This window comes from Pseudomonas sp. C1C7 (genome assembly GCF_013359595.1).
GTDB lineage: Bacteria > Pseudomonadota > Gammaproteobacteria > Pseudomonadales > Pseudomonadaceae > Aquipseudomonas.
This window is the reverse complement of sequence record NZ_JABFMP010000004.1, coordinates 199764-225488: the sequence shown is the minus strand read 5'-3', so window position 1 is coordinate 225488 and position 25725 is coordinate 199764. Positions and strand designations below refer to the sequence as shown.

Sequence of the window (25725 nt, the reverse complement as noted above, 5' to 3'; positions counted from 1 at the left end):
TTTAAGCCTGTTCCAACGAGGTTTCAACACGGGTGGTGGCGGTGGCCCGGACTTTGCCGGCCGCTACCAGACGCTTGTGCTGCTCGGCTTCGATGCGTTCGATCACGTCGACCGGCACCATATAGCCTTGATCATCACGGGCCGCGTGGATCGCGAAGTAGATCACGGTGCCAGCGAGGCTCGCGATTGCCAGCCACCAGATGTGCCAGATCATCGCGAAACCGAACACCGTCAACAGAGCACCCATGACCAGACCGGTCGCGGTGTTGTTCGGCATGTGGATCGGCGAGTACTTGACCGGAGTCTGGTACGCGGTGCCGTTTTCCTTCGCTTCGGTGAACGGATCGACGCCATCGGCTTTCGGCAGCACGGCGAAGTTGTAGAACGGAGGTGGCGAGGAGGTCGACCATTCCAGGGTGTGTGCATTCCACGGGTCGCCGTGTTCGCACATGTTCTCTGGCTTGTTGCGGTCACGCACACTCACGTAGAGCTGGATCAGCTGGCAAGCGATACCGGCGGCGATCAGGATCGCACCGAACATGGCGACGTACAGGTACGGCACCCACTCCGGGTTGGTAGTGGCGTTCAGACGACGGGTCATGCCCATGAAGCCCAGTGCATAGAGCGGCATGAACGCGACGAAGAAGCCGCTGATCCAGAACCAGAATGCTGCCTTGCCCCAACCTTCGTGCAGCTTGAAGCCGAACGCTTTCGGGAAGTAGAAGGCGAAACCTGCGATGTAACCGAATACCGCACCGCCGATGATCACGTTGTGGAAGTGCGCGATCACGAACAGGCTGTTGTGCAGAACGAAGTCGGCACCCGGGATGGCCAGCAGTACGCCGGTCATGCCACCGATGGCGAAGGTCACCATGAAGCCCAGGGTCCACAGAACCTGGCTGGTGAAACGCAGACGGCCCTGGTAGATGGTGAACAGCCAGTTGAATAGCTTCACACCCGTCGGGATGGAAATCAGCATCGTCGCCAGACCGAAGAAGGCGTTGACGCTGGCACCCGAACCCATGGTGAAGAAGTGGTGCAGCCACACCATGAAGCCCAGGATCGAGATTGCGCCCGATGCGTAGATCATGGAGTGGTGGCCGAACAGTTTCTTGCCAGAGAAGGTCGATACGACTTCGGAGAAGATACCGAACGCCGGCAGAATCAGGATGTAAACCTCAGGGTGACCCCACGCCCAGAACAGGTTGACGTACATCATCGGATTGCCACCAAGTTCGTTGGTGAAAATGTGGAAATCCATGTAACGGTCAAGCGTCAGCAGTGCCAGGGTAGCGGTCAGGATCGGGAACGAAGCCACGATCAGAACGTTTGCCCAGGTGCAGGTCCAGGTGAAGATCGGCATGTCCATCAGCTTCATGCCAGGTGTACGCATCTTCAGAACGGTGGCCAGGAAGTTGACCCCCGTCAACGTCGTACCCAGGCCCGATAGCTGTAGCGCCCAGATGTAGTAATCCACACCCACGCCCGGACTGTATTGCAGGCCCGACAGCGGCGGATAGGCAACCCAACCGGTCTTGGCGAATTCGCCGACGCCCAGGGACAGGTTGATCAGCACCACACCGGAAACCAGCAGCCAGAAGCTCAGGGAGTTCAGGAACGGGAAGGCAACGTCACGCGCGCCGATCTGCAGCGGCACTGCAAGGTTCATCAGGCCGGTGAAGAATGGCATCGCCATGAAGATGATCATGATCACACCGTGAGCGGTGAAGATCTGGTCATAGTGTTCAGGTGGCAGGTAGCCAGGCGAACCTTCGGTGGCCATGGCCAACTGGGAACGCATCATGATGGCGTCGGCGAAGCCGCGCAGCAGCATGACCATGGCGACGATGATGTACATCACGCCGATTTTCTTGTGGTCGACCGAAGTCAGCCACTCGGTCCAGAGGTAGGTCCACTTCTTGAAGTAGGTGATACCCGCGAACAGTGCCACACCGCCGAGCGCGATCATGGCGATGGTCACCATCACGATCGGCTCGTGGAAAGGAACTGCTTCCCAACTTAATTTACCAAACATCGTTTACTCCTCTGCCCCGGCAGCTGAATGCGAGTTCATGTCCGTAGCGGCCACTTCTTTCTCTTTCTCTTTCTTCTCGTGGTGCACCTTTGGACCTGGTTTCATGCCTTCGTACTTGTCGACGATGATCTGGAACAGGTTCGGCGTAACCGAGGAGTAGAGTTCGACTGGGTTGTTCTGGCTCTGCTTGGCAAGGGCTGCGTATTCAGCTGATTCGAGCTGCTTAGGCGACTTCTTGACTTCGCTGACCCAGGCGTCGAAATCTTCCTGAGAAGTTGCGATCGCTTTGAATTTCATTCCGGTGAAGCCCGCGCCGCTGTAGTTGGCGGAGATACCGTCCATTTCAGCGTTTTCGTTGGCGATCAGGTGCAGCTTGGTCTGCATGCCCGCCATCGCGTAGATCTGGCCGCCCAGCGCAGGGATGAAGAACGAGTTCATCACGGCGTCAGAGGTGATACGGAAGTTGATCGGGGTGTGCGCCGGGAACACGATCTTGTTGACCGTGGCGATGCCTTGTTCCGGGTAGATGAACAGCCATTTCCAGTCCAGTGCGACCACTTCGATGGTCACAGGCTTGACGTCGGATTCCAGAGGCTTGTACGGATCCAGGGCGTGGGTCGACTTGTAGGTCACGTAACCCAGGGCAATGATGATCATGATTGGCACAGCCCACACCGCGATCTCGATCTTGGTGGAGTGGTTCCACTTCGGCGTGTAGGTGGCGCTGGTGTTGGAGGCGCGATATTTCCAGGCGAACAGGAAAGTCATCACGATCACCGGAACCACGACCAACAGCATCAGCAGCGTTGCGGTGATGATCAGGTTTCGCTCATCCAGACCGACCTGGCCCTTGGGGTTGAGCAAGGTCATGTTGCAGCCTGACAGCAACAACATGCCGATCAGGGGCACTAAGCCTAGTAGTCTGGGGTACCTGTTTTTAATCATCTCACGACCTCTAAAGCAGCTTGCGCCATGCAGTTGGGTTTTGATCGCCAACACTTCACCCTGCCAAGGGTTGGCATTTTTTCTTGGATTGAATAAGGGCTGGCCCGTCGTGCGTCAGACGCGTTTCGACAAATCCTGGGCTAGCGTTGAGTTCTTATTCGATTCGTGGTCAAAGGCCTTGTTACAGACCAATTCCATTTGGTGCGGATGGTTGCAGCACCGACACCTGGGAGTCTCATGAAGCCAACCGGCCCCTTCGACACCCTTCCCTGCTCAAAGACCTGGTGAGGGTGAGCAGCGCCGGGGATTCAGTGCGGGCGATTGTAGGTTTTTCGACTTTGTTAAACCATGTCTCATCCCGAAATAATTTATATCCCGAGCCGCAACAATTCTTCACGGAACTCGTAAAAGTGCGGCATGTTATCGAAATTGATTCTCAACAAAAACACCAAAATAAGTAGGTCTACCTACCCGCATTTCAGACAGCATCGGATGCCCGATCGCTGTGGGTGATGGCGCCAAAGCCCCCATATGACGGGGGCTCTGGCAAATTGCCCAAGCCTGTTAAAACTGCCTGTTCGAGCCTGATGGCAACGAAATGGCCAAGTAGAAAAGCGGGCCAATTTCGTTGCGCGCTCGCGCACCAATTCGCCCCCTTGAAAGTCGGTGCGACACAAAAGCTGTGACAACATGTCGCACACTTGTCACACCTCTGATTGCCGCATATCACGATGTTTTAACGCGGCCTCTGAAAACGCAGAAACGCCCCGGCCCTTTTTCAGGAACCGGGGCGTTTTCGTGTGCGACGCAGCGTTGCCTTGCAACGACCTCAGCGCAGGTTTTTGCGGTTACGCACCGTGAGCAGCGGCACCAGAATCACCACCAGCACGAAGGCCACCAGCGCCCACTGCGCCAGGGACAAACCGAGGATCGGCGGGTACGGCGTGGAGCAGAATCCGTCGACCTGGAAGCCCAGCGGGAAGATCTTCGCCAGCGGCAAATCATCGACGATCGGCTGCAGCACATCGATGCCACAGCTGACCGCAGGATAGAACTGGGTGTACACGTGATGCCCGGCCACGCCGACGCCTGCCAGGGCGCAGATCACCACCAGGGTTTCGAAGGTGGTGATGCTGCGACGGCTGCTCATCGCGGCGCCGATGAAGGCGAAGATGGCGATCAGCAGCAAGGCGTAGCGTTGCAGGATGCACAGCGGGCATGGCGCCTCGCCGAGGACGATTTGCATGTACAGCGCGCCGCCGATCAGCGCCAGGCAGATGATGCCCAGCAATACCAGATAACGCCGCTCACGACCCAACCGCAGTGTTTCCTCGCTCATCGCGTTTCCCTTCAAGATATCGATTGCCCGCCAGTCTACACGCTGCTCCCGCTCTTGGAGAGCCTGAGGCATGTCGCGGGGTATCGGGGGAGAAGACGCTCGGCGGGTTAAGGAGGGATTAAATTTCGGGGGATTTTCGGCTTTGGAGCGAGGCTTGCCCGCGAAGAAGGCAGCGCGGTGAAACCGGCTCACCGCGCTTGATCGATCACTCCAGCGCCGCAGCCGGCCCGAAGAACTCGTAACGGCTCTGCTTCTCAGGCACACCCAGCGCCTTGAGGTGACGCTTGACCGCCGCCATGAAACCCTTCGGCCCCAGGAAGTAAGCATCCAGATCACGCTCGGCCGGCAGCCATGCGTTCAACAGCTCCTGATCCAGGAAACCGACGCTGTGCGCCGCCGGGCTCACGCCGTCATCTTCGGCGTAGCAGTAGAAGCGCTTGAGTTGTGGATGACGCGCCGCCAACCCTTCGATGAAGTCGCGGAAGGCGTGGACCTTGCCGTTGCGCGCGCTGTGGATAAAGTGCACCGGACGCCCGGTTTCCAGGGCCGCTTCAAGCATCGCCAGAGTCGGAGTGATGCCGACGCCGCCGCTGATCAGCACCAGCGGTTTGTCGCTGGCTGTCAGGATGAACTCGCCCGATGGCGGGAACAGCTGGATGCTCTGGCCTACATGCAGTTCATCGTGCAGGTGGTTGGATGCGCGGCCACCGGTTTCACGCTTGACGCTGATTCGGTACTGACCGTTGTTCGGACGGGCCGACAGCGAGTAGTTACGACGGATTTCTTCGCCATCGAGGAACAGTTTCATGCCGATGTACTGACCTGGCTCTGCTGCCAGAATCGGGCCTTTGTCAGCAGGTTCGAAGTAGAACGAGGTGATTTCCGCGCTTTCTTCTACCTTGTTCACCACGATGAATTCCCGCGCCCCGCGCCAGCCGCCCGGTGCCTGTTCCTTCTGGTCATAGATGCTGGTTTCGGCACCGATCAGAATGTCAGCCAGTTGGCCGTAGGCCGCACCCCAGGCCGCGATCACTTCCGGGGTGGCGATTTCTTCGCCCAGCACTTCAGCGATGGCGCGCAGCAGGCAGGTGCCGACGATCGGGTAGTGTTCCGGCAGGATCTGCAGGGCCACGTGCTTGTTGATAATCTTCGCCACCAAGTCGCCCAACTGGTCGAGTTGGTCGATGTGGCGTGCATACATCAGTACGCCGTTGGCCAGGGCGCGCGGCTGGTCACCGGTGGACTGGTGGGCCTGGTTGAACAGCGGGCGAACTTCCGGGTACTCGGACAGCATCATGCGGTAGAAGTGAGTGATCAGCGCTTCGCCACCGCTTTCCAGCAGGGGTACGGTGGATTTGACGATGGCACGGTCTTGAACGCTAAGCATAAGGTGACTCCTGAACATCGAGGGTTTGTAAGGGACTGCCCTATGCTTATCAGCATTCATGCCAACTTTTATTTCCTTATAAATCAATATCTTAAAAATAAAGTAGTCATATCGACACAAGCACCCTTATAGTCATACCGACTACACGGAGTCACTATGACTGCAAAATCCCTGCTTACCGCCCTGCTCCCCCTGGTCTCGGACCTGTCACGCGAACTGCCTGAAGGCGAGCGTTATCGACGCCTGCTTGAAGCCATGCGCGCCCTCCTGCCCTGCGATGCCGCCGCCCTGCTGCGCCTGGATGGCGAATGGCTGGTGCCGCTGGCCGTCGACGGCCTGAGTACCGACACCCTCGGCCGACGCTTCAAAGTCAGCGAACACCCGCGCTTCGAAGCCCTGCTCAGCAGCCCCGGCCCCACCCGCTTCGCCGCCGACAGTGACATGCCAGACCCCTATGACGGTTTGGTCGATGGCCTGGATGATCACCTGGAAGTCCACGACTGCATGGGTTGCCCGCTGTTCATCGACGAACGTCCTTGGGGTCTGCTGACCCTCGACGCCCTCGATCCAGAGCGCTTCGAGCCGATCGAACTGGACGCCCTGGAAGCTTTCGCCAGCCTCGCCGCTGCCACGGTCAACGCCGCCGAGCGCATCGAGCGCCTGAACAATCGCGTCGAGGACGAACACCAGCGCGCCGAGGTCTACCGTCAGGCCAGCGGCCAGCAAAACCGCGAAATGATCGGCCAGAGCAAGGCGCACAAGCGTCTGGTGGAAGAAATCAATCTGGTGGGCGGCAGCGATCTGACCGTGCTGATCACCGGGGAAACCGGGGTCGGCAAGGAGCTGGTGGCCCAGGCCATCCACGCCGCCTCGCCCCGGGCCGACAAGCCGATCATCAGCCTCAACTGCGCCGCGCTGCCCGACACATTGGTGGAGAGCGAGCTGTTCGGTCACGTGCGTGGCGCCTTCACCGGCGCGCTGAACGACCGTCGCGGCAAGTTCGAACTGGCCAACGGCGGCACGCTGTTTCTCGATGAAGTGGGCGAACTGTCACTGACGGTGCAGGCCAAGTTGCTGCGGGTATTGCAAAGCGGCCAGTTGCAGCGCCTGGGTTCGGACAAGGAACATCAGGTCGATGTGCGATTGATCGCCGCGACCAACCGCGACTTGGCCGAAGAAGTGCGCAGCGGCCGCTATCGCGCCGACTTCTATCATCGCCTCAGTGTGTATCCGTTGATGGTGCCAGCCCTGCGCGATCGGGGTCGCGATGTGCTGCTGCTCAGCGGTTACTTTCTGGAACAGAACCGCTCGCGCATGGGCCTCAACAGCCTGCGCCTGAACAACGACGCCCAGGCGGCGCTGCTGGCGTATGACTGGCCGGGCAACGTGCGGGAGCTGGAACACCTGATCGGGCGCAGTGCGTTGAAGGCGCTGGGTAATTGCAAGGAGCGGCCGAAGATCCTGAGTTTGAATGCAACGGATCTGGACTTGCCCAATGGCGGGATGGAGGTGGCTGCCGAGCAGCCGGCCGCAGCCGCGGTTGCCCTGGTGACCGGGGATTTGCGCGAGGCTACGGAAAACTATCAGCGTCAGTTGATCGGTGCTTGCCTGGAGCGGCATCACAATAACTGGGCGAGCGCGGCGCGGGAGCTGGGGCTGGATCGGGCGAACCTCGGACGGATGGCGAAGCGGTTGGGGATGAAATGATTTCCCTGTAGCAGCTGCCGAAGGCTGCGTCCGAGGACGCAGTCCTCGCCTCTGTTTATCTGATGGACTGTGTGCACAGGATTTACGACTGCTTCGCAGCCGGACGCAGCCTTCGGCAGCTGCTACAGGGATGGCCTCCGGTCACGCAACCGGGGAATATCGCTAAAGCCTGCCCCCATCAAGTCGATAACCCGGCATCGATAGCTGTTGGCGATCCTCGCGGTCGTCCGTCACCTTTTTCCACAGAAGGTACTTATGTCCTCCACCAAAGGCCGCGCGGATTCACTTTCGCTTCTGCTGTTTACCCTGCGTAGCGGCAAGTTGATGGCGATCAACCTGCTCAAAGTCAGTGAAATCATCCCCTGCCCACCGCTGACCAAATTGCCGGAGTCGCACCCTCATGTAAAAGGCATCGCCACCTTGCGCGGGGCTTCGCTGTCGGTGATCGACCTCAGCCGCGCCATCGGCGAGCGTCCGCTGGAAGATCCCAACGGCGGCTGCCTGATCGTCACCGACGTCAGTCGCTCCAAGCAGGGCCTGCACGTGCAGGCGGTGAGCAAGATCGTCCATTGCCTGACCACCGACATCCGCCCGCCACCCTTCGGCTCCGGTGGTTCGCGCGCCTACATCACCGGTGTGGCCTCGGTCGACGGCACGCTGGTGCAGGTGCTGGACATCGAGAAAGTCATCCACGGCATCGCGCCAGTGGAGATCGACATGGCGCCGACCGAACTCACGATGGAAGATGCCGAAATACTGGGTACCGCTCGCATCCTCGTAGTCGACGATAGCCAGGTCGCCCTGCAACAGTCGGTGCACACCCTGCGCAATCTCGGGCTGCAGTGCCACACCGCGCGCAGTGCCAGGGAAGCCATCGAGTGCCTGCTGGATCTGCAAGGCACCGCCCAGCAGATCAACCTGATCGTCTCCGACATCGAAATGTCCGAGATGGATGGCTACGCCTTCACCCGCACCCTGCGCGAGACCCCGGACTTCGCCCACCTCTATGTGTTGCTGCACACCTCGCTGGACAGCGCGATGAACAGCGAAAAGGCCCGGCAGGCAGGGGCCAATGCGGTGCTGACCAAGTTCTCCTCGCCGGAACTGACCCAGTGCCTGATCACCGCGGCCAAGGCCGTGGCCGCCCAGGGTCACTGAGTGTTGGCCGGAGCCTATTGCTGGTTGATGCGGCGCGACCTCAGCGAGGTCGTGCCCGGCTTCGACTGGCCAACCGGCATTCGATTGACCCATTACCGCCCGGAACTTGCCGCCGATGTGCATCACCTGATGGCCCTGGGTTATCTGGACGGCGGTGGACGCGTGCCCGCGCTGGAGGTGTGGCAGCAGCGGTTCGAAAGCGATCCCGAATATGACCCGACCCTGTGTTTCGTGGCGCAGGACGCCGAGGGTGTGGTCGCTGTTTGCCAGTGCTGGACCAGCGCCTATATCAAGGATCTGGTGGTGCATCCACGGGCTCGGCGCCTGGGGTTGGGGCGTGGGTTGCTGCTGCAGGCGTTCGGTGAGTTCCGAAAGCGTCGCGAGGGGTTTGTGGATTTGAAGGTGCTGGAGGACAACCTGCGGGCGCGTCGGTTGTATGAGAGTGTCGGGATGTATGAGGTTCGTCGGGAATTGGTTCCGGACTGATCCACCGCCTCAATGCCGGTCGCACACCCTGTGGCGAGCCACAAATATGTGTTCACAACTCTAGCTCCTGCGCAGGGTGCATCGCACTTTTACGGACCGGCATACTCCAACCTTGGCCATGACCTTCCAAGGATGCTGATCGATGAAAGCTGTCACCCTGACTTTGCTCTGCCTCACCGCCCTCGGCACCCAGGCTCAGGCCTCCAGCCCCGACGCCTGGGCTGCCTATGACAAGACCGTGCTCGCCAGTTGCACCAAGGCCAGCGGCCTGAAGAATGCGAAACCGGTCGGTAACGCCGCGCAGTTCGATGATCGCGTCGGCTACACCGCCGTCCTGTTGCAGGGCCAGTACCCGCAAAAGCACATGAAAGGCGCCCAGGGCACCGAGCTGTGCCTTTACAACAAGCAGAGCAAAACCGCCTATGTGACCGAATGGGACTCCATCCGCCCGACCGCCAAGGCACAGTGAGTGGCGCATAACTTGCTTCGACAGGGCTTTTGCGGCGGTTTTCTGTCGCCGTTTCATGCCTTTGGATGCGACTGTGCGCTCAATGAATACAACGTTTTCCTGCGTAGGTTGTGGCAAATGCTGCCATGACCACCATGTCTCCCTGACCCTGCCGGAAGCCCGCATGTGGGCCGCCGATGGCGGTCAGGTGATCGTGCTGGTGGAAGCCTTTCTGAGCAACGGCCTGGGCTTGCCGGCTGAGCAACATGACCACGCCAGACGCCGTTCCGCGCCGGTTCGCAGCGCCGACGCCGAGGCTTTCGTCGCCATCACCTTTGCCGCCTACAACGCCGGCGCCTGCCGAAACCTCGACGAAGACAACCGCTGCCGCATTTACGACCGCCGGCCGCTGGTGTGCCGCATTTATCCGATGGAAATCAATCCGCACATCCCGCTGAACACGGCGGTGAAGGAATGCCCGCCCGAATCATGGGAAACCGGGCCGCAACTGATTGTCGGTGGCGAACTGGTGGATCGGGAACTGGCGCAACTGATCCAGCAATCCCGTCAGGCGGACCGTGACGAGATTCTGATGAAGGATGCGATCTGCGCCTTGCTGGGAATTCGCACGACGGCGTTGAAGGGTGATGGATTCACCGCTTATCTGCCGGACATGAACGAGTTCGTCAAGATCATCGATGAACTGCAGGGACAGACACTGCCGGAGTGGGAAAGCGAGTGGCAGTTTCATCTGTCGAGTGAAGAGGTGGCCGGGCAGGTGCAGGCGACGGGGGCGCTGGTGGCGGGGGATGCGCCCAATTATGCATTCATTTCTCTGCGGGCGGCTTGATCCGAAATCTACGGTGTTTTTGATGGCCTCTTCGCGAGCAAGCCCGCTCGCACATTGGAACTGTGTACGCAGTACTAATGTGGAAGCGGGCTTGCTCGCGAAGACGGCAGTACTGTCACCGCAAAATCAGGATCTCAGCGCTTACCCATCGACCGCCGAGTCCCCGGCGGGGCCATGCCCGGGGTCTTGGTGTGGCCATTCTTGGCGCCATTCTTGTACCAGGGCTGGCTGGAGCCTTTGGCACCCTGCAATTCACCCGGCTTGAACGGAAACTTGAACGCCGGGATCGCGGCTCGGGTTTCGCCTTCGACAGTCTCAGGCAGCTCGGCCTGCTCCTCGCTCGGGGCGTCGGCGAGCGGTGGTTGTTTCGGGGAAGTCATGCTGGCTCCAGGGGATGCGTAGGGCGCGATTATAGCTGGAGGGCAGCTGTGAGCTTCAAGCGGCGAGCTCAAGTTAATAGCAGCCCAAGCGACTTTTAGACTTGCGGCTTGCCGCTTGAGGCTAGTAGCTTGCTAACCATTCTCACTCGCCGAGCCCGCCTCCATGAAAAAAACCGTCCTCGCCTTCAGCCGTGTCACGCCTGAGATGGTCGAACGCCTGCAACAAGACTTCGACGTCATCGTGCCGAATCCGAAAAACGGCGACATCAATGCCCAGTTCAACGAAGCCCTGCCCCACGCCCACGGCCTGATCGGTGTCGGTCGCAAGCTGGGTCGCGCGCAACTGGAGAACGCCGCCAAGCTGGAAGTGGTGTCCAGCGTTTCGGTGGGCTACGACAACTACGACGTGGCCTACCTCAGCGAACGCGGGATCATGCTGACCAACACCCCGGACGTGCTCACCGAAAGCACCGCAGACCTGGGTTTTGCCCTGCTGATGAGCAGCGCCCGCCGCGTCGCCGAACTCGACGCCTGGACCAAGGCTGGCCAGTGGCAGGCGACCGTCGGTGCGCAGCTGTTCGGTTGCGATGTCCACGGCAAGACCCTGGGCATCGTCGGCATGGGCAACATCGGTGCGGCGATTGCCCGTCGTGGTCGCCTGGGCTTCAACATGCCGATCATCTACAGCGGCAACAGCCGCAAGGTCGAGCTGGAACAGGAGCTGGGCGCGCAGTTCCGCACGCTGGATCAACTGCTGGCCGAAGCCGACTTCGTCTGCCTGGTGGTGCCGCTCAGCGAGAAAACCAGGCACCTGATCAGCCATCGCGAACTGGCGCTGATGAAGCCAAGCGCAATCCTGGTGAACATCGCACGCGGCCCGGTCGTCGATGAACCGGCCCTGATCCAAGCGCTGCAGAACAACCGGATTCGCGGCGCGGGGCTGGATGTGTACGAGAAGGAACCGCTGGCCGAGTCGCCATTGTTTCAGCTGAAAAACGCCGTGACCCTGCCGCACATCGGCTCGGCCACCCACGAAACCCGCGAGGCCATGGCCAACCGTGCCTTGAGCAACCTGCGCAGCGCATTGCTGGGTGAACGACCTCAGGATCTGGTCAACCCGCAGGTCTGGAAGGGCTGATATCAAGGCGGCACGTCCCGGTCGACGTGCCGCCTTTTAACGCTTTAAACACCGGTGCAGCAACGACATAACTTGCAAATCAGTGCCCCGGCCCAATGGCGGGAAACGGCTATAGACTCCGACGAAATAACCGCACTTTGCGTGTATTCGGAGCGTATTTGCATGAGCAACTTCACCACCGCCGGCGTTATCAGGCGAAGCAAAATAGTCGTCGTCCTGATGGCCGCACTTTTCGGTCTGATGACCCTCACCAACAATTTCACCGACTACGCGGCCTACTCCGACTACATCGGTCGAATCATCAGCATGAGCAATACCGAGGGCAACGACTCCCGGCAATATCGAGCCATCAGTTCAACGCTGTTCCACCACCGTTTTTACTGGGCAATCATCACCCTGGAGATCATCTACACCTTCAGTTTCCTGGTCGGCACTTATCATCTGTACCGCAAACTTGCCGCGCCTCGCGGCGAATTCCACGAAGCCAAGAAGTTCGCCATCATCGGTTTCAGCACCGCGCTTTTTGTTTATCAAACGCTCTACGTGATCATTCTCAACGAATGGTTCGACATGGAGTATTCCGCGCAGCGCAATGCCTTCGACTGGGCGCGAAGCAACATTGAGTACATGTTCCTCGGCCTGATTTATCTGTTGGTGGGCAAGGACAACTGACCCACTCGCCGATCAAGCCAGCTTGCCCGCCCCGGCATTCATCGCTGGCCTGGGTTTGCGGAACACCAGCACGTTACCGAACATCACCATCACCAGCCCGATCAGCGCCGGAGCGGTCCACTGGTAGCCTTCGACGAATGCCGAGACATTCAGCGCCACCACCGGAAACAGCACGGTGCAATAGGCGGCGCGCTCCGGGCCCATGCGTCCGACCAGGGTCAGGTAAGCGGTGAAGCCGATCACCGACCCCGGAATCACCAGATACAGCAGCGAGCCGATGTAACGGGCATTCCACTCCATGTCGAACGGAATGCCCTTGACCAGGCACCACACCGACAGCATCGCCGCCCCGTACGCCATGCCCCAGGCATTGGTGGTCAAGGGCTTGAGCCCGGCTTTCTGTTGCAGGCTCGACAGCATGTTCCCCGCCGAGAAACACAAGGTCCCGCACAGGGCCAGACCTAGGCCGAGCAAGGTCTGCGGGCTGGCGGTGTGGCCGACCAGTTCGGGCCAGAACAGCAACCCCAGGCCCATCAGGCCCAACGCGCCACCCATTAACACATTGCGGGCGATCTTCTGGCCGAAGAACACCCGCGCATTGAGGGCGTTCCACAGGGTCGCGGTGGAAAACACCACGGCCACCAGACCGCTGGGAATCCATTGGCTGGCGGTGAGGAAGCACATAAAGTTGACGCAGAACAGGCACAGGCCCTGGGCCAGGCAGATCAGGTGCCCGCGACGGTTCATCACTTGCAGCTTGCGGCTGAGCAGCAACATTGCGAACAGCACCAGCGCGGCAAGGCCGAAGCGATAGACAATCGACACCGGGATAGCCACCACACCCAGTTGCCACTTGAGGGCAATCCAGGTGGTGCCCCAGATCAACACGGTCAGCAAATACAAAGAAAGGTTCATGGCGCAGGCTCCTCGATAGGTCACCAGTGTCCTGCGGCGCTGGCCTGCGCACTTGCATAAACTTGCGCTTTTGTCGCACCACGGGCTGGCAGGCGCAGGTCTACGGAGTAGGATGCAAGGCGTCGGAGAGAATCGATCATGGCCGCCCTGGATACCCTGCAAGTCTTTCAAGCCCTCAACCGCTCGCCCAATGCTCGCCTGGAGCACTGCGCCGAGCTCGGTGACGGCTTGTCCGCGGCCTTGTGGAGCAATCATCACGACGCCCAGGACTACGAAGCGCCGAGCCATCACACGCTGTCGTGCTACATCGATGGCGGCACCGGCACCTTTCGCCGCGACCAGCCCGGCACCAAGGGCGGCCCGGACAAGCTGTGCATCCTGCCCGCCGACCATCAATCCGGCTGGGTGATCAACGGCGACATTCGCCTGGCCCACCTGTATTTCAGCCCCGAACAATTCGCCCTTGGTTGCGTCACGCTGCTGGATCGCGAGCCTCGGGAGTTGCAACTGCGCGAGCAGACCTTTCTCGAGGATCCGCAACAGGCGGGACGTTTTCGGCAGTTGATTGCCCTGAACTGGGACGAACCGGGCGAGCGCCTGCTCACCAGCAGCCTGGCTCACGAAATCCTCAGCCACGCCCTGCTCAGCCAGGTCGGCAATCGGCCGAACCTGCGTCTGAAAGGTGGGTTGGCCGCGCATCAACGGCGGCTGTTAGTGGAGTACATCGACAGCCATCTGGACACGGCCATCAGCCTGGGGCAGCTGGCGGCGTTGTGTTCGCTGTCCGAATACCACTTTGCGCGGATGTTCCGCGAAAGCTTCGGCCTGCCGCCGCATCAGTATGTGCTGGCACGCCGCCTGAACCGGGCGCGGGAGCTGCTGCGCTGCACCTCGCAGCCGCTGGGAGAGATTGCACTGGCTTGCGGGTTTGCCAGTGCCAGCCACTTTACCAATCGGTTTCGCCAGGCATTGGGCGGGACGCCGGGGGAGTATCGGCAGGCGTTTTTGCGCTGAAGCAAAATCAAAAGATCGCAGCCTTCGGCAGCTCCTACAGGGAAACGCAAATCCCCTGCAGGAGCTGCCGAAGGCTGCGATCTTTTAGCTACCGCCTCAGAACTCGAGGGTGCTCGACAGCACCACCTGCCGTGAATCCCCCATCGACACGAAGAACTGGCTCGCCGCCGAGGTGTAGTAGGTGCGGTCGAACAGGTTCTTCACGTTGAGCTGAAACTTGACCTTCTGCCCGTCCAGCTGGGTGTCGTAGGTGGCGAAGGCATCGGCCACGGTGTAGCTCGGCAGGTCGAAATCATTCACTGCGTTGCCCGCCCGTTCCCCGACATAACGGGCACCGGCGCCCACCCGTAGCTGATCGCCGCCGATGATCCGGCCGAAGTCATACACCGCCGACAGCGAGCCGCTGTTCTTCGCCACGTTCTGCAATCGCTTGCCTTCGTAGTCCGGGTCCTTGGTGACCTCGGCATCGGTGTAGGCATAGCTGCCGATCAGGCTCCAGCGGTCGCTGAGTTGCCCGCTCAGGTCCACTTCGAGCCCTCGGGAACGCACCTCTCCAGCAGCGCTGTAGATCGTCACCGGCCCTTCCGAGTTGGCGATCAGCACGTTGCGTTTCTTGATATCGAACAGCGCGATATTGCCCGTCACCCGGCCCGGCAGGTCCAGCTTGGCGCCCAGCTCCCAGGACTTGGCCTCTTCCGGCGCAACACTGCCGTCGAGTACGGCGGTGCTGCCGCTCAAGGGCGCGATGGTCGAGTTCGGCTTGAACGATTCGGTGTAGCTGCCGTAGAACGACAAGGCATCGGTGTAGCGATACACCAGGCCTGCGCGCGGCACCCACTTCTGGCCGTTGCTGTCGGTATTGGCGTGGAACGGCACGCCCTTGCCGGCGTACTGGTCGTATTCCTGGAAGCGCGCGCCTGCCACCAGAATCCACTGGTCGTTCAGGTGGATCGAGTCCTGGAAGAACACCGAATCGCTGCGTAGCAGATCGGTCTGCGCGCTGTCGGCCGGGCTGACGGTGGTGCCTTCGACTTCACGGCCATAAACCGGGTTGAGGTAGCTGAAGGTGGTCAGGCTTTTCTGGCGGATCAGGTCTTCGCGGTAGATCTTGCGGTATTCGTCGTCGATGCCGAACACCAGGTCATGCTGCATGCCCAGCACGTTCACCTTGCCTTCGAGGCTGGCGGTAGTGAAACGGTCGGTGCTGATCGCGTTCTGCGTGCCGTCCATGCTGCGAGTCAGGGTGCCTTTGTTGGTGTCGATGGCGGTCACGCGCACCTGGCTGGCGTCGTAGGTTTCGCGGTTCCAGCTGTAGCCGAAGTGGGCATTCCAGTTGTCGTTGAGTTCGTGATCGGCCTCGAAATGATAGAGGTCCGAGCGCCCTTCCATGTTGTTGAAAGGCTCGTCGAGACGGCGATCGCGGGAGATGTCCAGCGGATGGTTGTCCCGGGGATCGATGATCGTGCCGCGGTCGAACGGGGTCAGGAACTCCCGGTGTTCGTAGGCGAACAGCAGCTTGGTGCTTTCGCCGAACCAGGCCAGGGACGGTGCAACCAGGGTCTCGCGGTGCACGCCGTAGTTGCGCCAGTAATCTTCGTCTTCGTGGTCCAGCACCATGCGATAGGCCAACCCCGAAGTGCCCAAGGCGCCGGTGCTGTCGAAGGTGCCGCCGCTGCCGTTCTTGCCTTCGCCATAGGTCGAGCCACGCAGGGTCAGGGCGTTGTACTGCGCAAGCTCGGGCTTCTTGCTGACCATGTTCACCACCCCGCCCGGGTCCTGAATGCCGTAGAGCAACGATGCCGGCCCCTTGAGCACCTCGACCCGATCCACCGTGGCGTTCATGCCGCGACCCTGCACGATGGGCATGCTGTCGCGCATGATCGAACCGTTGCGGTTGTCGCCGAAGCCGCGGGTCATGACCGAATCCTGGGTGCTGCCCAACGTGTTGCCCTGGGTGATGCCGCTGACGTTGGCCAAGGCGTCATCCAGATTGCGCGGCGCCTGGTCGCGAATGACCTGAGAGGCGACCACGTTGATGGTCTGGGGGATTTCCTGGATCGGCGCCGAGGTGCGCGCCACCGAACTCACGGGCGGCGGCTGGTAGCTCTCGGACTGTTCCACCACCGAAGTAATGGTGGTCGCGCCAAGGTTCAGGGCGCCTTCGGTGGGCAGCGGTTCAAGGGCCATGGTGTGGCCATCGGTACGGCGGAAGGTGAAGCCCGATCCGCTGAGCAAACGTTGCAACGCCTGTTCGGCGCTCATCTGGCCGTTGATCGCCGGGGCGTTGAGGCCGTAGGGCGTCTCGTCGGTGTAGACGACGCTGATGCCGGTGGCCCGGGTGAAGTCGCTCAGGGCCTGGGGCAGTGGCTTGGCGGCCAGGGAGAAATTGAACTGCCCGCGTTGCTGACTGCTGCCCGTGTCAGCGGCCATCGCCACGCTCAGGGGCAGCAACGCCAATACCGAAAAACCTAACGCAGAAGCACCCAACCACTGTTTGACCGAACCGGATTTTGCCCTGGACTTCATGACTCATGACCTGTGTAGAACCGCAACGGATGCGAATGATTCGCTGTTTCAGTCACTACACGGATGGGGTTTGGGTTTACCTCACCGGGATCTGAAAATATTTTTTTGAAGATCAAAAGATCGCAGCCTTCGGCAGCTCCTGCACGGGTTCGCGTTCAACCTGTCGGAGCTGCCGAAGGCTGCGATCTTTGCTTTTACTTTCACCGCAAAATTATCAGATGCCCCAACACCTGATGCTGCTCAAACCCCATCACCCCCTGCAATGAACTCAACACCGCCTGTGGGTTGCGGCTCGGAAAGCTGCCACTGACCCGCCGCCTGCCCAACTCATCGCTGAGCAACACAATCCGCCCGGGGTAATAACGCCGCAGATCCTGCACCACATCGGCCAGGGGCGCCTTGTAGTAATTGAGCCAGCCCTGGCGCCACGCCAGTTGCGCTTCGCTGTCTACCGTGTGCAACGGTTGCGCCGCACCCTCGCCATAGGCCACCTGCTGGCCGGCAGTAAGGATTTGCTGCGGAGCATCTTTATCGGCGGTCACGCCAACGCGCCCGGACAACACCGTCACCTGCGCGCCATGGGGTTGCAGACGCACTTCGAATTGCGTGCCCAGCACCCGCGCCTGACCTTTTTCCGCGTCCACCACGAACGGCTCGCCGGTGTGGGTCACGCTGAAGAAACCCGCGCCACGCCGCACCTGCACATGCCGCTCGCCGCCGCTGAAATCCACCGCGATAGCGCTGTCGGCGTCGAGGGTGACTTGCGACTGATCGGCCAGGGTGACGGTGCGGATTTCCCCCGGCGCCGAGACGTAATCGGCGCCCAGATCGTCCAGCCAGCGCAGAGGCTGCCAACCGGTACCGAGGCTGACCATCAGCAACAGGCACGCCGCCATCGCCAACGCACCGGACCAGCGCCGCACGCTGGAACGTCGCGAACCGTTCATGGCATTGAGGTAACGCTGCAAGGCCAGGGCATCTTCATCGGCCAGGGTGCGAGCCGGCCCTTCGCTCAATTCCCACAACACCTGCGCGCGGGCATAGGCTTCGGCATGGGCCGGGTCAGCCTGCAGCCACTGACTGAAGGTGGCCTGGTCTGCGCTTGTGGGCTGGTCATGCAACAGACTCAGCCAAGCCAGCGCCTGCTGCTCCTGATCGGGCGTCGGAGTGACGCGTTCGAGGTTGTTCACGGTGCTTTCCCTGGCGTACGCGGTGACGCTTCCCGCAGGCTGGCCTTGCAGGCTTCGAGCGCGCGCATCATATGTTTTTCCACGGCACTTTGGGACAGGCCCATGGCCTTGGCGATCTCGGCGTATTTGCGGCCATGGATGCGATTGAGCAGGAAGATCTGCCGCGTGCGCTCGGGCAAGGCGCGCAACGCCGCCTCGACATGGCGCAAATCGTTGCCGGCCTCCAGCGCCGCCTGCGGTTCACTTCCCATGCCGTCCGACGGCTCCACCATCAAGCCTTCGCTGGCCCGCGCCCGCGTGCCTTCGCTGCGCAGATGGTCGATGGCGATGTTGCCGGCGCAACGCAGCAGGTAGGTGCTCAGTTCCTCGACCTGCACCAGAGGCCGCCGCCAGAATCGCAGGAACAGGTCCTGCACCAGGTCTGCGGCGGTGGCGCGGCAACCGACGCGGCGATTCACCAGTGCTTCCATCTGCGACTGTTGCGAGAGAAATACCTGAAGAAAATGCGCACGGTCGCCACGCGGTTCGTCGTGCTCGCGGGGCTCCAGGTCGCAGGGTTCGGGGGGAAATTTGATCATCGATTCAAAGGATCGCGAACGCGGCAATCGGGCTGAGCAGCAGGCCAAACGCCGCCAGCGACAACGCCAGGCGCGGGCGATACGGCATCAGCAGTACCAGCAACAAGGCGCTGAGCATCAACACCGCGAACCATTCCACCAGTCCGAATTCCCAACCGGTGGTCGACACCGTCGCCCACAGCGACACCCCCAGCAACGACCATCCCGCGACCTTCATCCACCGACGCAGCGCCAGCGATGACTTGCGCCCGAGCAACTCGACATGGTGCCGATCCATGGACAGACACAGCGCGGTGAATCCGCCGTAACAGAGCAAGCTGGCCAGCAACATTCAGTTGGCCTCCTGCTCAAGGTTGATCGCTTGTGCGCTGTGCCGTCCGGCCTTTTCAGCCTGCCCGGCGCGGCGCATTTTCCACGCGGCCCACCCCAGGAACAGACCGCTGCCCAGACACGCCAGATCGAAACCGGCCATGATCCAGTCGCCCGTGGCGAACGCGTTGCCCAGGTGATACGGCGTGGTCAGGGCATTGAGCAGCGGCACCGCGCCCAGCAGCAGCGCGGCCAGGGTCAACTGCTCGACCCAGGCCGAGCGACCGCGGCGCAGCATGGTGTGCAACAGACTCAGCCCCCAGGCGATAAAGAAGCTGTTGACCTCCCAGTCCGCCCGCCCGGCCATGTCCACCGGCAACAGCCGATTGCTCCAGAAGAACACCGCCACCGCGATGACCAGCCCCGACATGCTGGCGATGTTCAGCACGTCCACCAGCCGCAATTCGAAGGGCATCACGCCGCTTTTGACATGCTTGAGCTGGCGCTTGCCGAGCCAGATCACCAGCCCGGTGCCAATCATCGCCGTGCTCGCCAGACCGCAGATAAAGTAGAGCCAGCGCAACAGCGGACCGGCGAAATGGCCCATGTGCAAACCGTAGAAACCGCCGGCGATCGCCCGTGGCAGCCCAGGCTCCGGGGCCGCAGCCAGCAATTGCCCGGTGGCGCCGTTGAAGGTCACGGCGCTGCCGAAATCGTGGACCACGCGGTCGGCGCCATCCCGCGCCAGTACCACCGAGGCGTTCGCATCACCGGGATTGTTCACCGTCACCCGCACGGCGCTACCGCCGGACCACTGCTCCCGGGCCTTCTCCTGCATCGTCGCCAACGGCAACAGCGGTGCCGGATTGCCGGAGGCTTTTGTGTTGCTGGACGCTGGAAACAGCTCGCTGTAGAAGGCCTGCACGTCGCCTTTGTAGGCGGCGACGATGCTCGCCGGCATTACCATGGCCATGAAGATCACCAGACTGCTGTAGGTGATCATCAGGTGAAACGGCAACACCAGCACACCCACCGCGTTGTGCCCGTCGAGCCAGGAGCGCTGGCCCTTGCGCGGGCGGAAGGTGAAGAAGTCCTTGAAGATTTTCTTGTGGGTGATGATCCCGCTGATCAGCGCGACGAACATCACCATCGCCGCGATGGTCGACAGCCAGCGGCCCCAGGGATACGGCATCTGCAGTTGGAAGTGGAAGCGATAGAAGAATTCGCCGCCCAGGGTCTCGCGGCCCTGCACCTCGGCACCGGTTTGCGGATCGAGGCGTTTCTCTGTGAACTGTCCGCGTTCACCAGGCTTGGCCGGCGCCGGCTGCCAGCGCACGGTCAGGCCAGGCTCGCGAACGCCGGGCAGGTCGATGATCCAGCGCGAGGCATTGGCAGCGTGTTGTTCGAGATACTGCTGGGCCAGGGTCAGGCTGGCTTCGCTGGACACCGAACGCAGGGGGATTTCCGGCTGCATCCAGTGAGTGGTCTCGTCCTTGAAATAGGCGAGCGTGCCGGTCAGGAAAATCGCGAACAACAGCCAGCCGAACGTCAGACCGGCCCAAGTGTGCAACCAGGCCATGGCCTGGCGAAATCCCTCTTTCATGGGCGGCCCATCCAGTAAGTCAGGCCGGCGGCTGTCGCGAGAATCAGCGCAGGCACGATCAACCCCAGCCAGGCCCGCCAGGCGGTGCGACAGGCGAAGCACCAGATCACCGCCAGCAGATAGACCAGAAACGAACTCATCATCCCGGTCACCACCGCTTCGGCGCGCGCCATGGGCACCCACAGCGTCAGGCAGACACTCGACAGCGCCGTGATGACATAACCGCCGAGCACGGCAGCCAGCACCCGCGAGAAAACCGCCAGTCGATAGGAAACGGGGAGCGTGTTGCGTTTGGCTTTCATGTCGCGACCTGAGTGAGCCGCCGTGAATGTCACAGTGGCCGGAGGGGCGCAATATTAATGATAAATATTCTCATACGCAAAGCCTGCGTCCTGTAGGAGCGAGCTTGCTCGCGATGGAGGCAAGACATCGGCGGGGTGTCAGTCAGCCAGGGTCATCGTTGGCGACCATTTGCGGGCAAGCCTCGCTCCCACAGGGTTTTGTGCCGATCGCTGACTCGGCCAACACCACCGGACACTGTGGGAGCGGGCTTGCCCGCGAAGAGGCCGGCACATCCAGCATCGATGTCGACTGCCCTGATGCTTTCGCGAGCAGGCTCGCTCCAACAGTTCTGCGCAAAACAAAACGGGCCTGCATTGCAGGCCCGTTTTCATTGGGAAGTTAAATCAGGCTTCACCCGTTTTGGGCGGCCTGTTCGTTTTCAAGAAATTCTTCTTCCAGCAGTTTGTCTGCATGTGGCCGGCGCTCGAAGGGCACTACGGCGGCGCGTGGTTTGCCGCGCAGTTTGCCGAACAGGTGTTCCAGTGCGTGTTCGAGTTTCTCGGCAGCTCCGTCGATGGCCAGTTCCAGATTGGCGGCTTTGTGGGTGACGGAAATCGGTTGATGGCCTTTTGGCCGCGCTTCCAGTTGGCAGCGTAGATCGTGAGGGCCGGGCTTGTCGCCGTTCTCATCCCGCAGGTGAACTTCGACCCGGGTCAAATCCTCCTCATAACGTTCGAGCGTGCTCTCAATGGTTGTACGTACCCACTCCTCCAGTCGGATGCTGCTTTGAATATGGTTATCGCTATTGACTTGGATTTGCATAGTTCATCCCTTATTTCAGCTAGCTCGCGAGAGGCCGGTCAGTCGAGCCCTGGGGCGTCCTCACCGTGACCTCTTGCTGACACAATCGGTCTGTACGCTGAACAATTCAACCCCTGAAAAAAGATAAATTTGTAAACACAAATAAAACCGGACAACCGTTCAAAGCGCTGGTAAGGTCGGGAATTCACTCGCCCAGGCCCAAGTCGAAAATCCTTACATTTGCCCCTCGCCCAGCGGGTGCAAAGCACGAAAAATCCCCGCCTCCTCCACCAGCCAGTCATGCACCGCGCGCACGCCCGGATGGCTCAGCGCACCCGGCGCGTAGAGCAGCATGTAGCGTTTGTGATTGGGCACCGCCAGGCCAAATGGCACGATCAGCGCCCCGCGTTCCAGCTCATCGTTCAACAGGGTTCGCCGGGCGATGGCCACGCCCATGCCGGCGATGGCCGCTTCGATGGTCAGGTGATTGCGATTGAAGGTGTGCCCGCGCCGTACATCGGCCCCCTGGAAGCCGATGGCATTGAGGTAGAACTCCCATTCCGCGTATTCGTAACTGCCGCGCCAGGCGGTGATGTCGTGCAGTAGCGCAAAGTGCATCAGGTCCGCCGGGCCATGCAGTGGCGGACGCCCGCGCAGCAAGCCCGGCGCGCAGACGGGGAAAATCTGTTCATCGAGCAGGGCTGTGGATAACAGCCCGGGGTAGCTGCCGTCGTTGAGGTCGATGGCCAGGTCGAAATCGCCTTCGTGCAACGGCACGCTGCTGTCCTCGGCCACCAGACGCAGCTGGATGTCGGGAAAACGTTGCTGCAGACGCGGCAGGCGCGGGGTCAGCCATTTGCTCAGGAATGACGGAATCGAACGCACCCTCAGAGTGCCGCTGATCATCCCGGCGTCCAGCCGGCGCAATTCCGCATCGATGCTGCCATAGGCCTCGTTGACGGTGATGGCCAGTCGCTGGCCTTCAGCACTCAACTCCACCCCACGCGCGCGCCGATGAAACAGGCGAAAACCCAGGCGCTCTTCCAGTTGGCGAATCTGCTGGCTGACCGCGCCTGGCGTGATGTGCAGTTCTTCGGCGCAGCGGGTGAACGACAAGTGCCGGGCGGCGCAGGAAAACACCTGCAGCCACACATAGGTCTGGGCATGTAATTGACGGCTCATCGTTTAGTCCTGCTAAAGGCTCTCTTAGGAAGTTTCGTTGGTCACAGGGGACCGTGCTTGGCAGTATCGCTGAAAGTGCGCTTGTCCTACAGAAATGGCAGCGATTCATCTTCCATTTGAGGAATAGGCTTTAGCATGGCTATCAGTGTTTTCGATCTCTTCAAAGTCGGCATCGGCCCGTCCAGCTCCCATACCGTTGGGCCCATGCGTGCAGCGGCGACCTTCGCCCAGGCGCTGCTGGATCAGGGATTTTTACCTGACGTGCGGCGGGTAGAAATCCGACTTTACGGCTCCCTGTCGGCCACCGGTGTCGGCCACGCCACCGACCGCGCCTGCGTCATGGGCCTGATGGGCGAGTGGCCGGACCGCATCGACCCGACCACCATCGACAGCCGCATCCACACCCTGCGCGAAACAGCCCAGCTGTCTCTGGCCGGTCAGGCGACTATCGCCTTCGAATGGTCCCGGGACCTGCTGTTGCTCGACGAGAGCCTGCCCTACCACCCCAATGCCATGTCCCTGACTGCGTTCGGCGACACCGGCGAGCTGCTCGAACAAACCTACTATTCGATCGGTGGCGGTTTCATCGTCGAGGCGGCCGAGGCCGAGTCCGGCGTCGCACCGGCCAGCGATGTGGTATTGCCTTACGATTTTTCCAGCGCCGTTGAATTACTTGAGCTGTGCAACAAGCATGGTTTGCGGGTTTGCGAACTGATGATGGCCAACGAACGGGCCTGGCGCAGCGATGAAGAAATCCGTCAGGGCCTGTTGCACATCTGGTCGGTGATGCGCGAGTGCGTCGAGCACGGGTTGCAGCACGAAGGCATTCTTCCCGGTGGCCTGAAGGTTGCGCGCCGGGCGGCGAAGCTGCACCGCAACCTGCTGGAAATGGGCAAGCCGAACGTCATCACCTCAACCCTGTCGGCCATGGAGTGGGTCAACCTCTATGCCCTGGCGGTGAACGAGGAAAACGCCGCCGGCGGACGTATGGTCACCGCGCCGACCAACGGCGCGGCGGGGATCATTCCGGCGGTGCTGCATTACTACATGAAATTCAATCCGGATGCGTCGGACGATGATGTGGTGGCCTTCTTTCTGGGCGCCGCGGCCGTGGGCATCCTGTGCAAGAAGAACGCTTCGATTTCCGGCGCCGAAGTCGGTTGTCAGGGCGAGGTCGGTTCGGCCTGCGCCATGGCCGCCGCCGGCCTGGCCGAGGTGCTGGGCGCCACGCCGGAGCAACTGGAGAACGCTGCGGAAATCGGCCTGGAACACAACCTCGGCCTGACCTGCGACCCGGTGGGCGGCCTGGTGCAGGTGCCGTGCATCGAGCGCAACGCGATTGCCGCGGTGAAGGCGATCAACGCCACGCAAATGGCCCTGCGCGGCGACGGCAAGCACTTCATCTCCCTGGACCGGGTGATCCGCACCATGCGCGATACGGGTGCGGACATGCACGACAAGTACAAGGAAACGTCGCGCGGTGGTTTGGCGGTGAATTGGGTGGAGTGTTGATCGCTTTAGAGGCACAGCAAAGTTTTATGCCCTGAAATGAACCCGTACCTGTGGCGAGGGGGCTTGTCGAAACGTCGCACCGCCACAATGTCTGCGTCGCCAAGGGACTTATTGTCCGACAATCCAACCGGCATGCCCCTTGCTACATCCCCCTGTGAAAGCACGTCATGAAGGCCGATGGTCCGGCATCGCGAACTAATCCCGACATCGACCGGTCAACAACTGCACGTTCAATCAGGCGGTGACGCATCATGGACAACCCTTTTCAGCTCATTACCGATGCGTTTGCAGCGGATTACCACGTTAACCTGAGCATTCAGGGCCTGGACGGCAGCATCATGCTGACCCTCTCCGACAACGGTCGCATCGTTGCCAAACGCATGATCAGTGCCGAACAGCGCAACAACCCCGACCGCCTCAAACGCCTGGTTCAAAGCATCCAGTTCGGCATCGCCATCGAGCAGGGTCACAGCGCGGTCGCCATCCTCGAGGCCATGACCGAGCGCAGCCGGGGCAACCTGCCACCACCCTCGGTGAAAGGCCGGCCCCGACCCGCCATGGGTTTTTGAATCTCAGGGCTTTAAATCTCGCCCTTCTCTACCTCCGGATGTTCACTGGAACCCGCACCGGTCTTGCGATGCGGGTTTTCAATCTTCACCGATGGAAATTGCGACGACGCGTAGCGCACCACCAGAATCGCAAACGCCAGCAGCAGAATCCCCCCGCACAGGTAAATGATCCCCAGGTCCGGCGGGTTGTGATGCGACACGTTGGAGATCAGCAGGCGGGTCAGCGCGGTGATCGCCACGTAGATCAGAAAGCGCACCGGCATGTGGTTGGTCTTGAAATAAATCCCGACCATCGCACCCAATTCCAGGTAGATGAACAGCAGCAGGATGTCGTCGATCTTGATGTGCCCCTGCTCGATCATCCCCAGGAATTCCATCACCGCCGCCCAGGCGGTCACCGCGCCGATGGCGAACAGCGCCAGGTAGTGAAAGGTCTCGACGAACAGGTTGCCCAGGGTCTCCGCCAGTTCGTGCACGGATTGCCGCAGGTTTTCGGCCCAGTTGATTTTCACGATGATGCTTCCTTAGGTCGGCTCGACCGGATAATGCGGGTTGGACGTGACGGTTGTTCTGCATGCAGCAGCTGCTTTTGATGCAGGGGCCATACCATCATGGCGAGCCCTCGCGAAACGCGCGCCGTGGCGTTTTGCCGCGCCTCGACCCTGCAGGAGCAGAGCTTGCTCGCGAAAGCGGCGTATC

The 25725-nt window shown here is 61.0% G+C and carries 25 protein-coding genes; 10 read left to right on the top strand and 15 right to left on the bottom strand.

Annotation, left to right across the window (positions count from 1 at the left end):
- Position 1 precedes the first annotated feature (1 nt).
- From cyoB to hmpA, 4 genes are all read right to left on the bottom strand, one after another.
- Positions 2-2035, bottom strand: coding sequence for a cytochrome o ubiquinol oxidase subunit I (gene cyoB / locus HNO86_RS05585; RefSeq protein WP_175376014.1), 2034 nt, complete (start codon positions 2033-2035; stop codon positions 2-4).
- 3 nt (positions 2036-2038) lie between these two features.
- Positions 2039-2980: a ubiquinol oxidase subunit II gene (gene cyoA, locus HNO86_RS05580; protein WP_175376013.1), complete on the bottom strand. Its 942-nt coding sequence runs from the start codon at positions 2978-2980 to the stop codon at positions 2039-2041.
- An 829-nt stretch (positions 2981-3809) separates the two neighbouring features.
- Positions 3810-4319 (bottom strand): disulfide bond formation protein B, encoded by a 510-nt coding sequence (locus HNO86_RS05575; protein ID WP_175376012.1) that lies wholly within the window; start codon positions 4317-4319, stop codon positions 3810-3812.
- Positions 4320-4524: 205 nt separating this feature from the next.
- On the bottom strand, positions 4525-5706 hold the full coding sequence (hmpA, locus tag HNO86_RS05570; RefSeq protein ID WP_175376011.1) for an NO-inducible flavohemoprotein: 1182 nt from the start codon (positions 5704-5706) through the stop codon (positions 4525-4527).
- A 156-nt stretch (positions 5707-5862) separates the two neighbouring features.
- On the opposite strand from hmpA, the gene norR reads away from it, so the two are divergent.
- The 5 genes from norR (at position 5863) to HNO86_RS05545 (ending at position 10355) form a co-directional block, all read left to right on the top strand.
- Positions 5863-7413 carry a nitric oxide reductase transcriptional regulator NorR gene (norR, locus tag HNO86_RS05565; RefSeq protein WP_175376010.1) on the top strand — a complete coding sequence of 517 codons (1551 nt, stop codon included), beginning with the start codon at positions 5863-5865 and terminating at the stop codon, positions 7411-7413.
- Positions 7414-7668: 255 nt separating this feature from the next.
- Positions 7669-8571 carry a chemotaxis protein CheV gene (locus tag HNO86_RS05560; RefSeq protein WP_175376009.1) on the top strand — a complete coding sequence of 301 codons (903 nt, stop codon included), beginning with the start codon at positions 7669-7671 and terminating at the stop codon, positions 8569-8571.
- Positions 8572-8598: 27 nt separating this feature from the next.
- Entirely contained in the window at positions 8599-9057 is a 459-nt protein-coding gene (locus HNO86_RS05555) for a GNAT family N-acetyltransferase (protein WP_175376046.1), read from the top strand.
- Positions 9058-9199: 142 nt separating this feature from the next.
- On the top strand, positions 9200-9526 hold the full coding sequence (locus HNO86_RS05550) for a hypothetical protein (RefSeq protein ID WP_175376008.1): 327 nt from the start codon (positions 9200-9202) through the stop codon (positions 9524-9526).
- A gap of 82 nt (positions 9527-9608) precedes the next feature.
- Entirely contained in the window at positions 9609-10355 is a 747-nt protein-coding gene (locus tag HNO86_RS05545; RefSeq protein WP_175376007.1) for a YkgJ family cysteine cluster protein, read from the top strand.
- Positions 10356-10489: 134 nt separating this feature from the next.
- On the opposite strand, the gene HNO86_RS05540 is transcribed toward HNO86_RS05545, so the two are convergent.
- Complete coding sequence (locus tag HNO86_RS05540; protein WP_175376006.1) at positions 10490-10735, bottom strand: hypothetical protein; 246 nt, start codon at positions 10733-10735, stop codon at positions 10490-10492.
- A gap of 163 nt (positions 10736-10898) precedes the next feature.
- Here HNO86_RS05540 and HNO86_RS05535 point away from each other — a divergent pair, with 163 nt between their 5' ends.
- Positions 10899-11873, top strand: a complete 975-nt coding sequence (locus HNO86_RS05535) for a D-glycerate dehydrogenase (protein WP_175376005.1) — start codon at positions 10899-10901, stop codon at positions 11871-11873.
- A gap of 162 nt (positions 11874-12035) precedes the next feature.
- Positions 12036-12545, top strand: coding sequence for a DUF2165 family protein (locus HNO86_RS05530; RefSeq protein ID WP_175376004.1), 510 nt, complete (start codon positions 12036-12038; stop codon positions 12543-12545).
- Positions 12546-12557: 12 nt separating this feature from the next.
- Here HNO86_RS05530 and HNO86_RS05525 read toward each other — a convergent pair whose 3' ends face one another.
- Positions 12558-13460: a DMT family transporter gene (locus HNO86_RS05525; protein WP_175376003.1), complete on the bottom strand. Its 903-nt coding sequence runs from the start codon at positions 13458-13460 to the stop codon at positions 12558-12560.
- A 138-nt stretch (positions 13461-13598) separates the two neighbouring features.
- Here HNO86_RS05525 and HNO86_RS05520 point away from each other — a divergent pair, with 138 nt between their 5' ends.
- The gene (locus HNO86_RS05520) at positions 13599-14474 is read left to right on the top strand and encodes an AraC family transcriptional regulator (RefSeq protein ID WP_175376002.1); all 876 of its coding nucleotides are present in this window, start codon (positions 13599-13601) and stop codon (positions 14472-14474) included.
- Positions 14475-14570: 96 nt separating this feature from the next.
- Here HNO86_RS05520 and HNO86_RS05515 read toward each other — a convergent pair whose 3' ends face one another.
- From HNO86_RS05515 to HNO86_RS05480, 8 genes are all read right to left on the bottom strand, one after another.
- Positions 14571-17000, bottom strand: coding sequence for a TonB-dependent receptor (locus tag HNO86_RS05515; protein WP_175376001.1), 2430 nt, complete (start codon positions 16998-17000; stop codon positions 14571-14573).
- A 200-nt stretch (positions 17001-17200) separates the two neighbouring features.
- Positions 17201-18190, bottom strand: a complete 990-nt coding sequence (locus tag HNO86_RS05510) for a FecR domain-containing protein (RefSeq protein ID WP_175376000.1) — start codon at positions 18188-18190, stop codon at positions 17201-17203.
- Positions 18187-18768 carry an RNA polymerase sigma factor gene (locus HNO86_RS05505; protein ID WP_175375999.1) on the bottom strand — a complete coding sequence of 194 codons (582 nt, stop codon included), beginning with the start codon at positions 18766-18768 and terminating at the stop codon, positions 18187-18189. The genes HNO86_RS05510 and HNO86_RS05505 overlap by 4 nt, the downstream gene beginning before the upstream one ends.
- Before the next feature lie 4 nt (positions 18769-18772).
- The gene (locus HNO86_RS05500; RefSeq protein ID WP_175375998.1) at positions 18773-19099 is read right to left on the bottom strand and encodes a DUF3325 domain-containing protein; all 327 of its coding nucleotides are present in this window, start codon (positions 19097-19099) and stop codon (positions 18773-18775) included.
- Positions 19100-20680: a PepSY domain-containing protein gene (locus tag HNO86_RS05495; protein WP_175375997.1), complete on the bottom strand. Its 1581-nt coding sequence runs from the start codon at positions 20678-20680 to the stop codon at positions 19100-19102.
- Complete coding sequence (locus tag HNO86_RS05490; RefSeq protein WP_175375996.1) at positions 20677-20982, bottom strand: DUF3649 domain-containing protein; 306 nt, start codon at positions 20980-20982, stop codon at positions 20677-20679. The genes HNO86_RS05495 and HNO86_RS05490 overlap by 4 nt, the downstream gene beginning before the upstream one ends.
- A gap of 391 nt (positions 20983-21373) precedes the next feature.
- Positions 21374-21784 carry an HPF/RaiA family ribosome-associated protein gene (locus tag HNO86_RS05485; protein ID WP_175375995.1) on the bottom strand — a complete coding sequence of 137 codons (411 nt, stop codon included), beginning with the start codon at positions 21782-21784 and terminating at the stop codon, positions 21374-21376.
- A gap of 213 nt (positions 21785-21997) precedes the next feature.
- Positions 21998-22945: a LysR substrate-binding domain-containing protein gene (locus tag HNO86_RS05480; protein WP_175375994.1), complete on the bottom strand. Its 948-nt coding sequence runs from the start codon at positions 22943-22945 to the stop codon at positions 21998-22000.
- Between the two features lie 135 nt (positions 22946-23080).
- On the opposite strand from HNO86_RS05480, the gene HNO86_RS05475 reads away from it, so the two are divergent.
- A complete protein-coding gene (locus HNO86_RS05475) occupies positions 23081-24457 on the top strand; it encodes an L-serine ammonia-lyase (protein ID WP_175375993.1) in 1377 nt (458 codons plus the stop codon).
- Positions 24458-24708: 251 nt separating this feature from the next.
- Positions 24709-25026: a DUF3509 domain-containing protein gene (locus HNO86_RS05470; protein ID WP_175375992.1), complete on the top strand. Its 318-nt coding sequence runs from the start codon at positions 24709-24711 to the stop codon at positions 25024-25026.
- Between the two features lie 11 nt (positions 25027-25037).
- Here the strand turns inward: HNO86_RS05470 and HNO86_RS05465 are convergent, their stop codons facing one another.
- A complete protein-coding gene (locus tag HNO86_RS05465) occupies positions 25038-25538 on the bottom strand; it encodes a phosphate-starvation-inducible PsiE family protein (protein ID WP_175375991.1) in 501 nt (166 codons plus the stop codon).
- Between the last annotated feature and the right edge of the window lie 187 nt (positions 25539-25725).

Coding starts and splice junctions, on each gene's coding strand:
- HNO86_RS05525 (WP_175376003.1), bottom strand. CDS start 13,460: ATGAACCTTTCTTTGTATTTGCTGACCGTGTTGATCTGGGGCACCACC.
- norR (WP_175376010.1), top strand. CDS start 5,863: ATGACTGCAAAATCCCTGCTTACCGCCCTGCTCCCCCTGGTCTCGGAC.
- HNO86_RS05535 (WP_175376005.1), top strand. CDS start 10,899: ATGAAAAAAACCGTCCTCGCCTTCAGCCGTGTCACGCCTGAGATGGTC.
- HNO86_RS05505 (WP_175375999.1), bottom strand. CDS start 18,768: ATGATCAAATTTCCCCCCGAACCCTGCGACCTGGAGCCCCGCGAGCAC.
- HNO86_RS05550 (WP_175376008.1), top strand. CDS start 9,200: ATGAAAGCTGTCACCCTGACTTTGCTCTGCCTCACCGCCCTCGGCACC.
- HNO86_RS05560 (WP_175376009.1), top strand. CDS start 7,669: ATGTCCTCCACCAAAGGCCGCGCGGATTCACTTTCGCTTCTGCTGTTT.
- HNO86_RS05485 (WP_175375995.1), bottom strand. CDS start 21,784: ATGCAAATCCAAGTCAATAGCGATAACCATATTCAAAGCAGCATCCGA.
- HNO86_RS05480 (WP_175375994.1), bottom strand. CDS start 22,945: ATGAGCCGTCAATTACATGCCCAGACCTATGTGTGGCTGCAGGTGTTT.
- cyoA (WP_175376013.1), bottom strand. CDS start 2,980: ATGATTAAAAACAGGTACCCCAGACTACTAGGCTTAGTGCCCCTGATC.
- HNO86_RS05575 (WP_175376012.1), bottom strand. CDS start 4,319: ATGAGCGAGGAAACACTGCGGTTGGGTCGTGAGCGGCGTTATCTGGTA.
- HNO86_RS05490 (WP_175375996.1), bottom strand. CDS start 20,982: ATGAAAGCCAAACGCAACACGCTCCCCGTTTCCTATCGACTGGCGGTT.
- HNO86_RS05470 (WP_175375992.1), top strand. CDS start 24,709: ATGGACAACCCTTTTCAGCTCATTACCGATGCGTTTGCAGCGGATTAC.
- HNO86_RS05545 (WP_175376007.1), top strand. CDS start 9,609: ATGAATACAACGTTTTCCTGCGTAGGTTGTGGCAAATGCTGCCATGAC.
- hmpA (WP_175376011.1), bottom strand. CDS start 5,706: ATGCTTAGCGTTCAAGACCGTGCCATCGTCAAATCCACCGTACCCCTG.
- HNO86_RS05530 (WP_175376004.1), top strand. CDS start 12,036: ATGAGCAACTTCACCACCGCCGGCGTTATCAGGCGAAGCAAAATAGTC.
- HNO86_RS05500 (WP_175375998.1), bottom strand. CDS start 19,099: ATGTTGCTGGCCAGCTTGCTCTGTTACGGCGGATTCACCGCGCTGTGT.
- HNO86_RS05520 (WP_175376002.1), top strand. CDS start 13,599: ATGGCCGCCCTGGATACCCTGCAAGTCTTTCAAGCCCTCAACCGCTCG.
- HNO86_RS05555 (WP_175376046.1), top strand. CDS start 8,599: ATGCGGCGCGACCTCAGCGAGGTCGTGCCCGGCTTCGACTGGCCAACC.
- HNO86_RS05540 (WP_175376006.1), bottom strand. CDS start 10,735: ATGACTTCCCCGAAACAACCACCGCTCGCCGACGCCCCGAGCGAGGAG.
- cyoB (WP_175376014.1), bottom strand. CDS start 2,035: ATGTTTGGTAAATTAAGTTGGGAAGCAGTTCCTTTCCACGAGCCGATC.
- HNO86_RS05495 (WP_175375997.1), bottom strand. CDS start 20,680: ATGAAAGAGGGATTTCGCCAGGCCATGGCCTGGTTGCACACTTGGGCC.
- HNO86_RS05475 (WP_175375993.1), top strand. CDS start 23,081: ATGGCTATCAGTGTTTTCGATCTCTTCAAAGTCGGCATCGGCCCGTCC.
- HNO86_RS05515 (WP_175376001.1), bottom strand. CDS start 17,000: ATGAAGTCCAGGGCAAAATCCGGTTCGGTCAAACAGTGGTTGGGTGCT.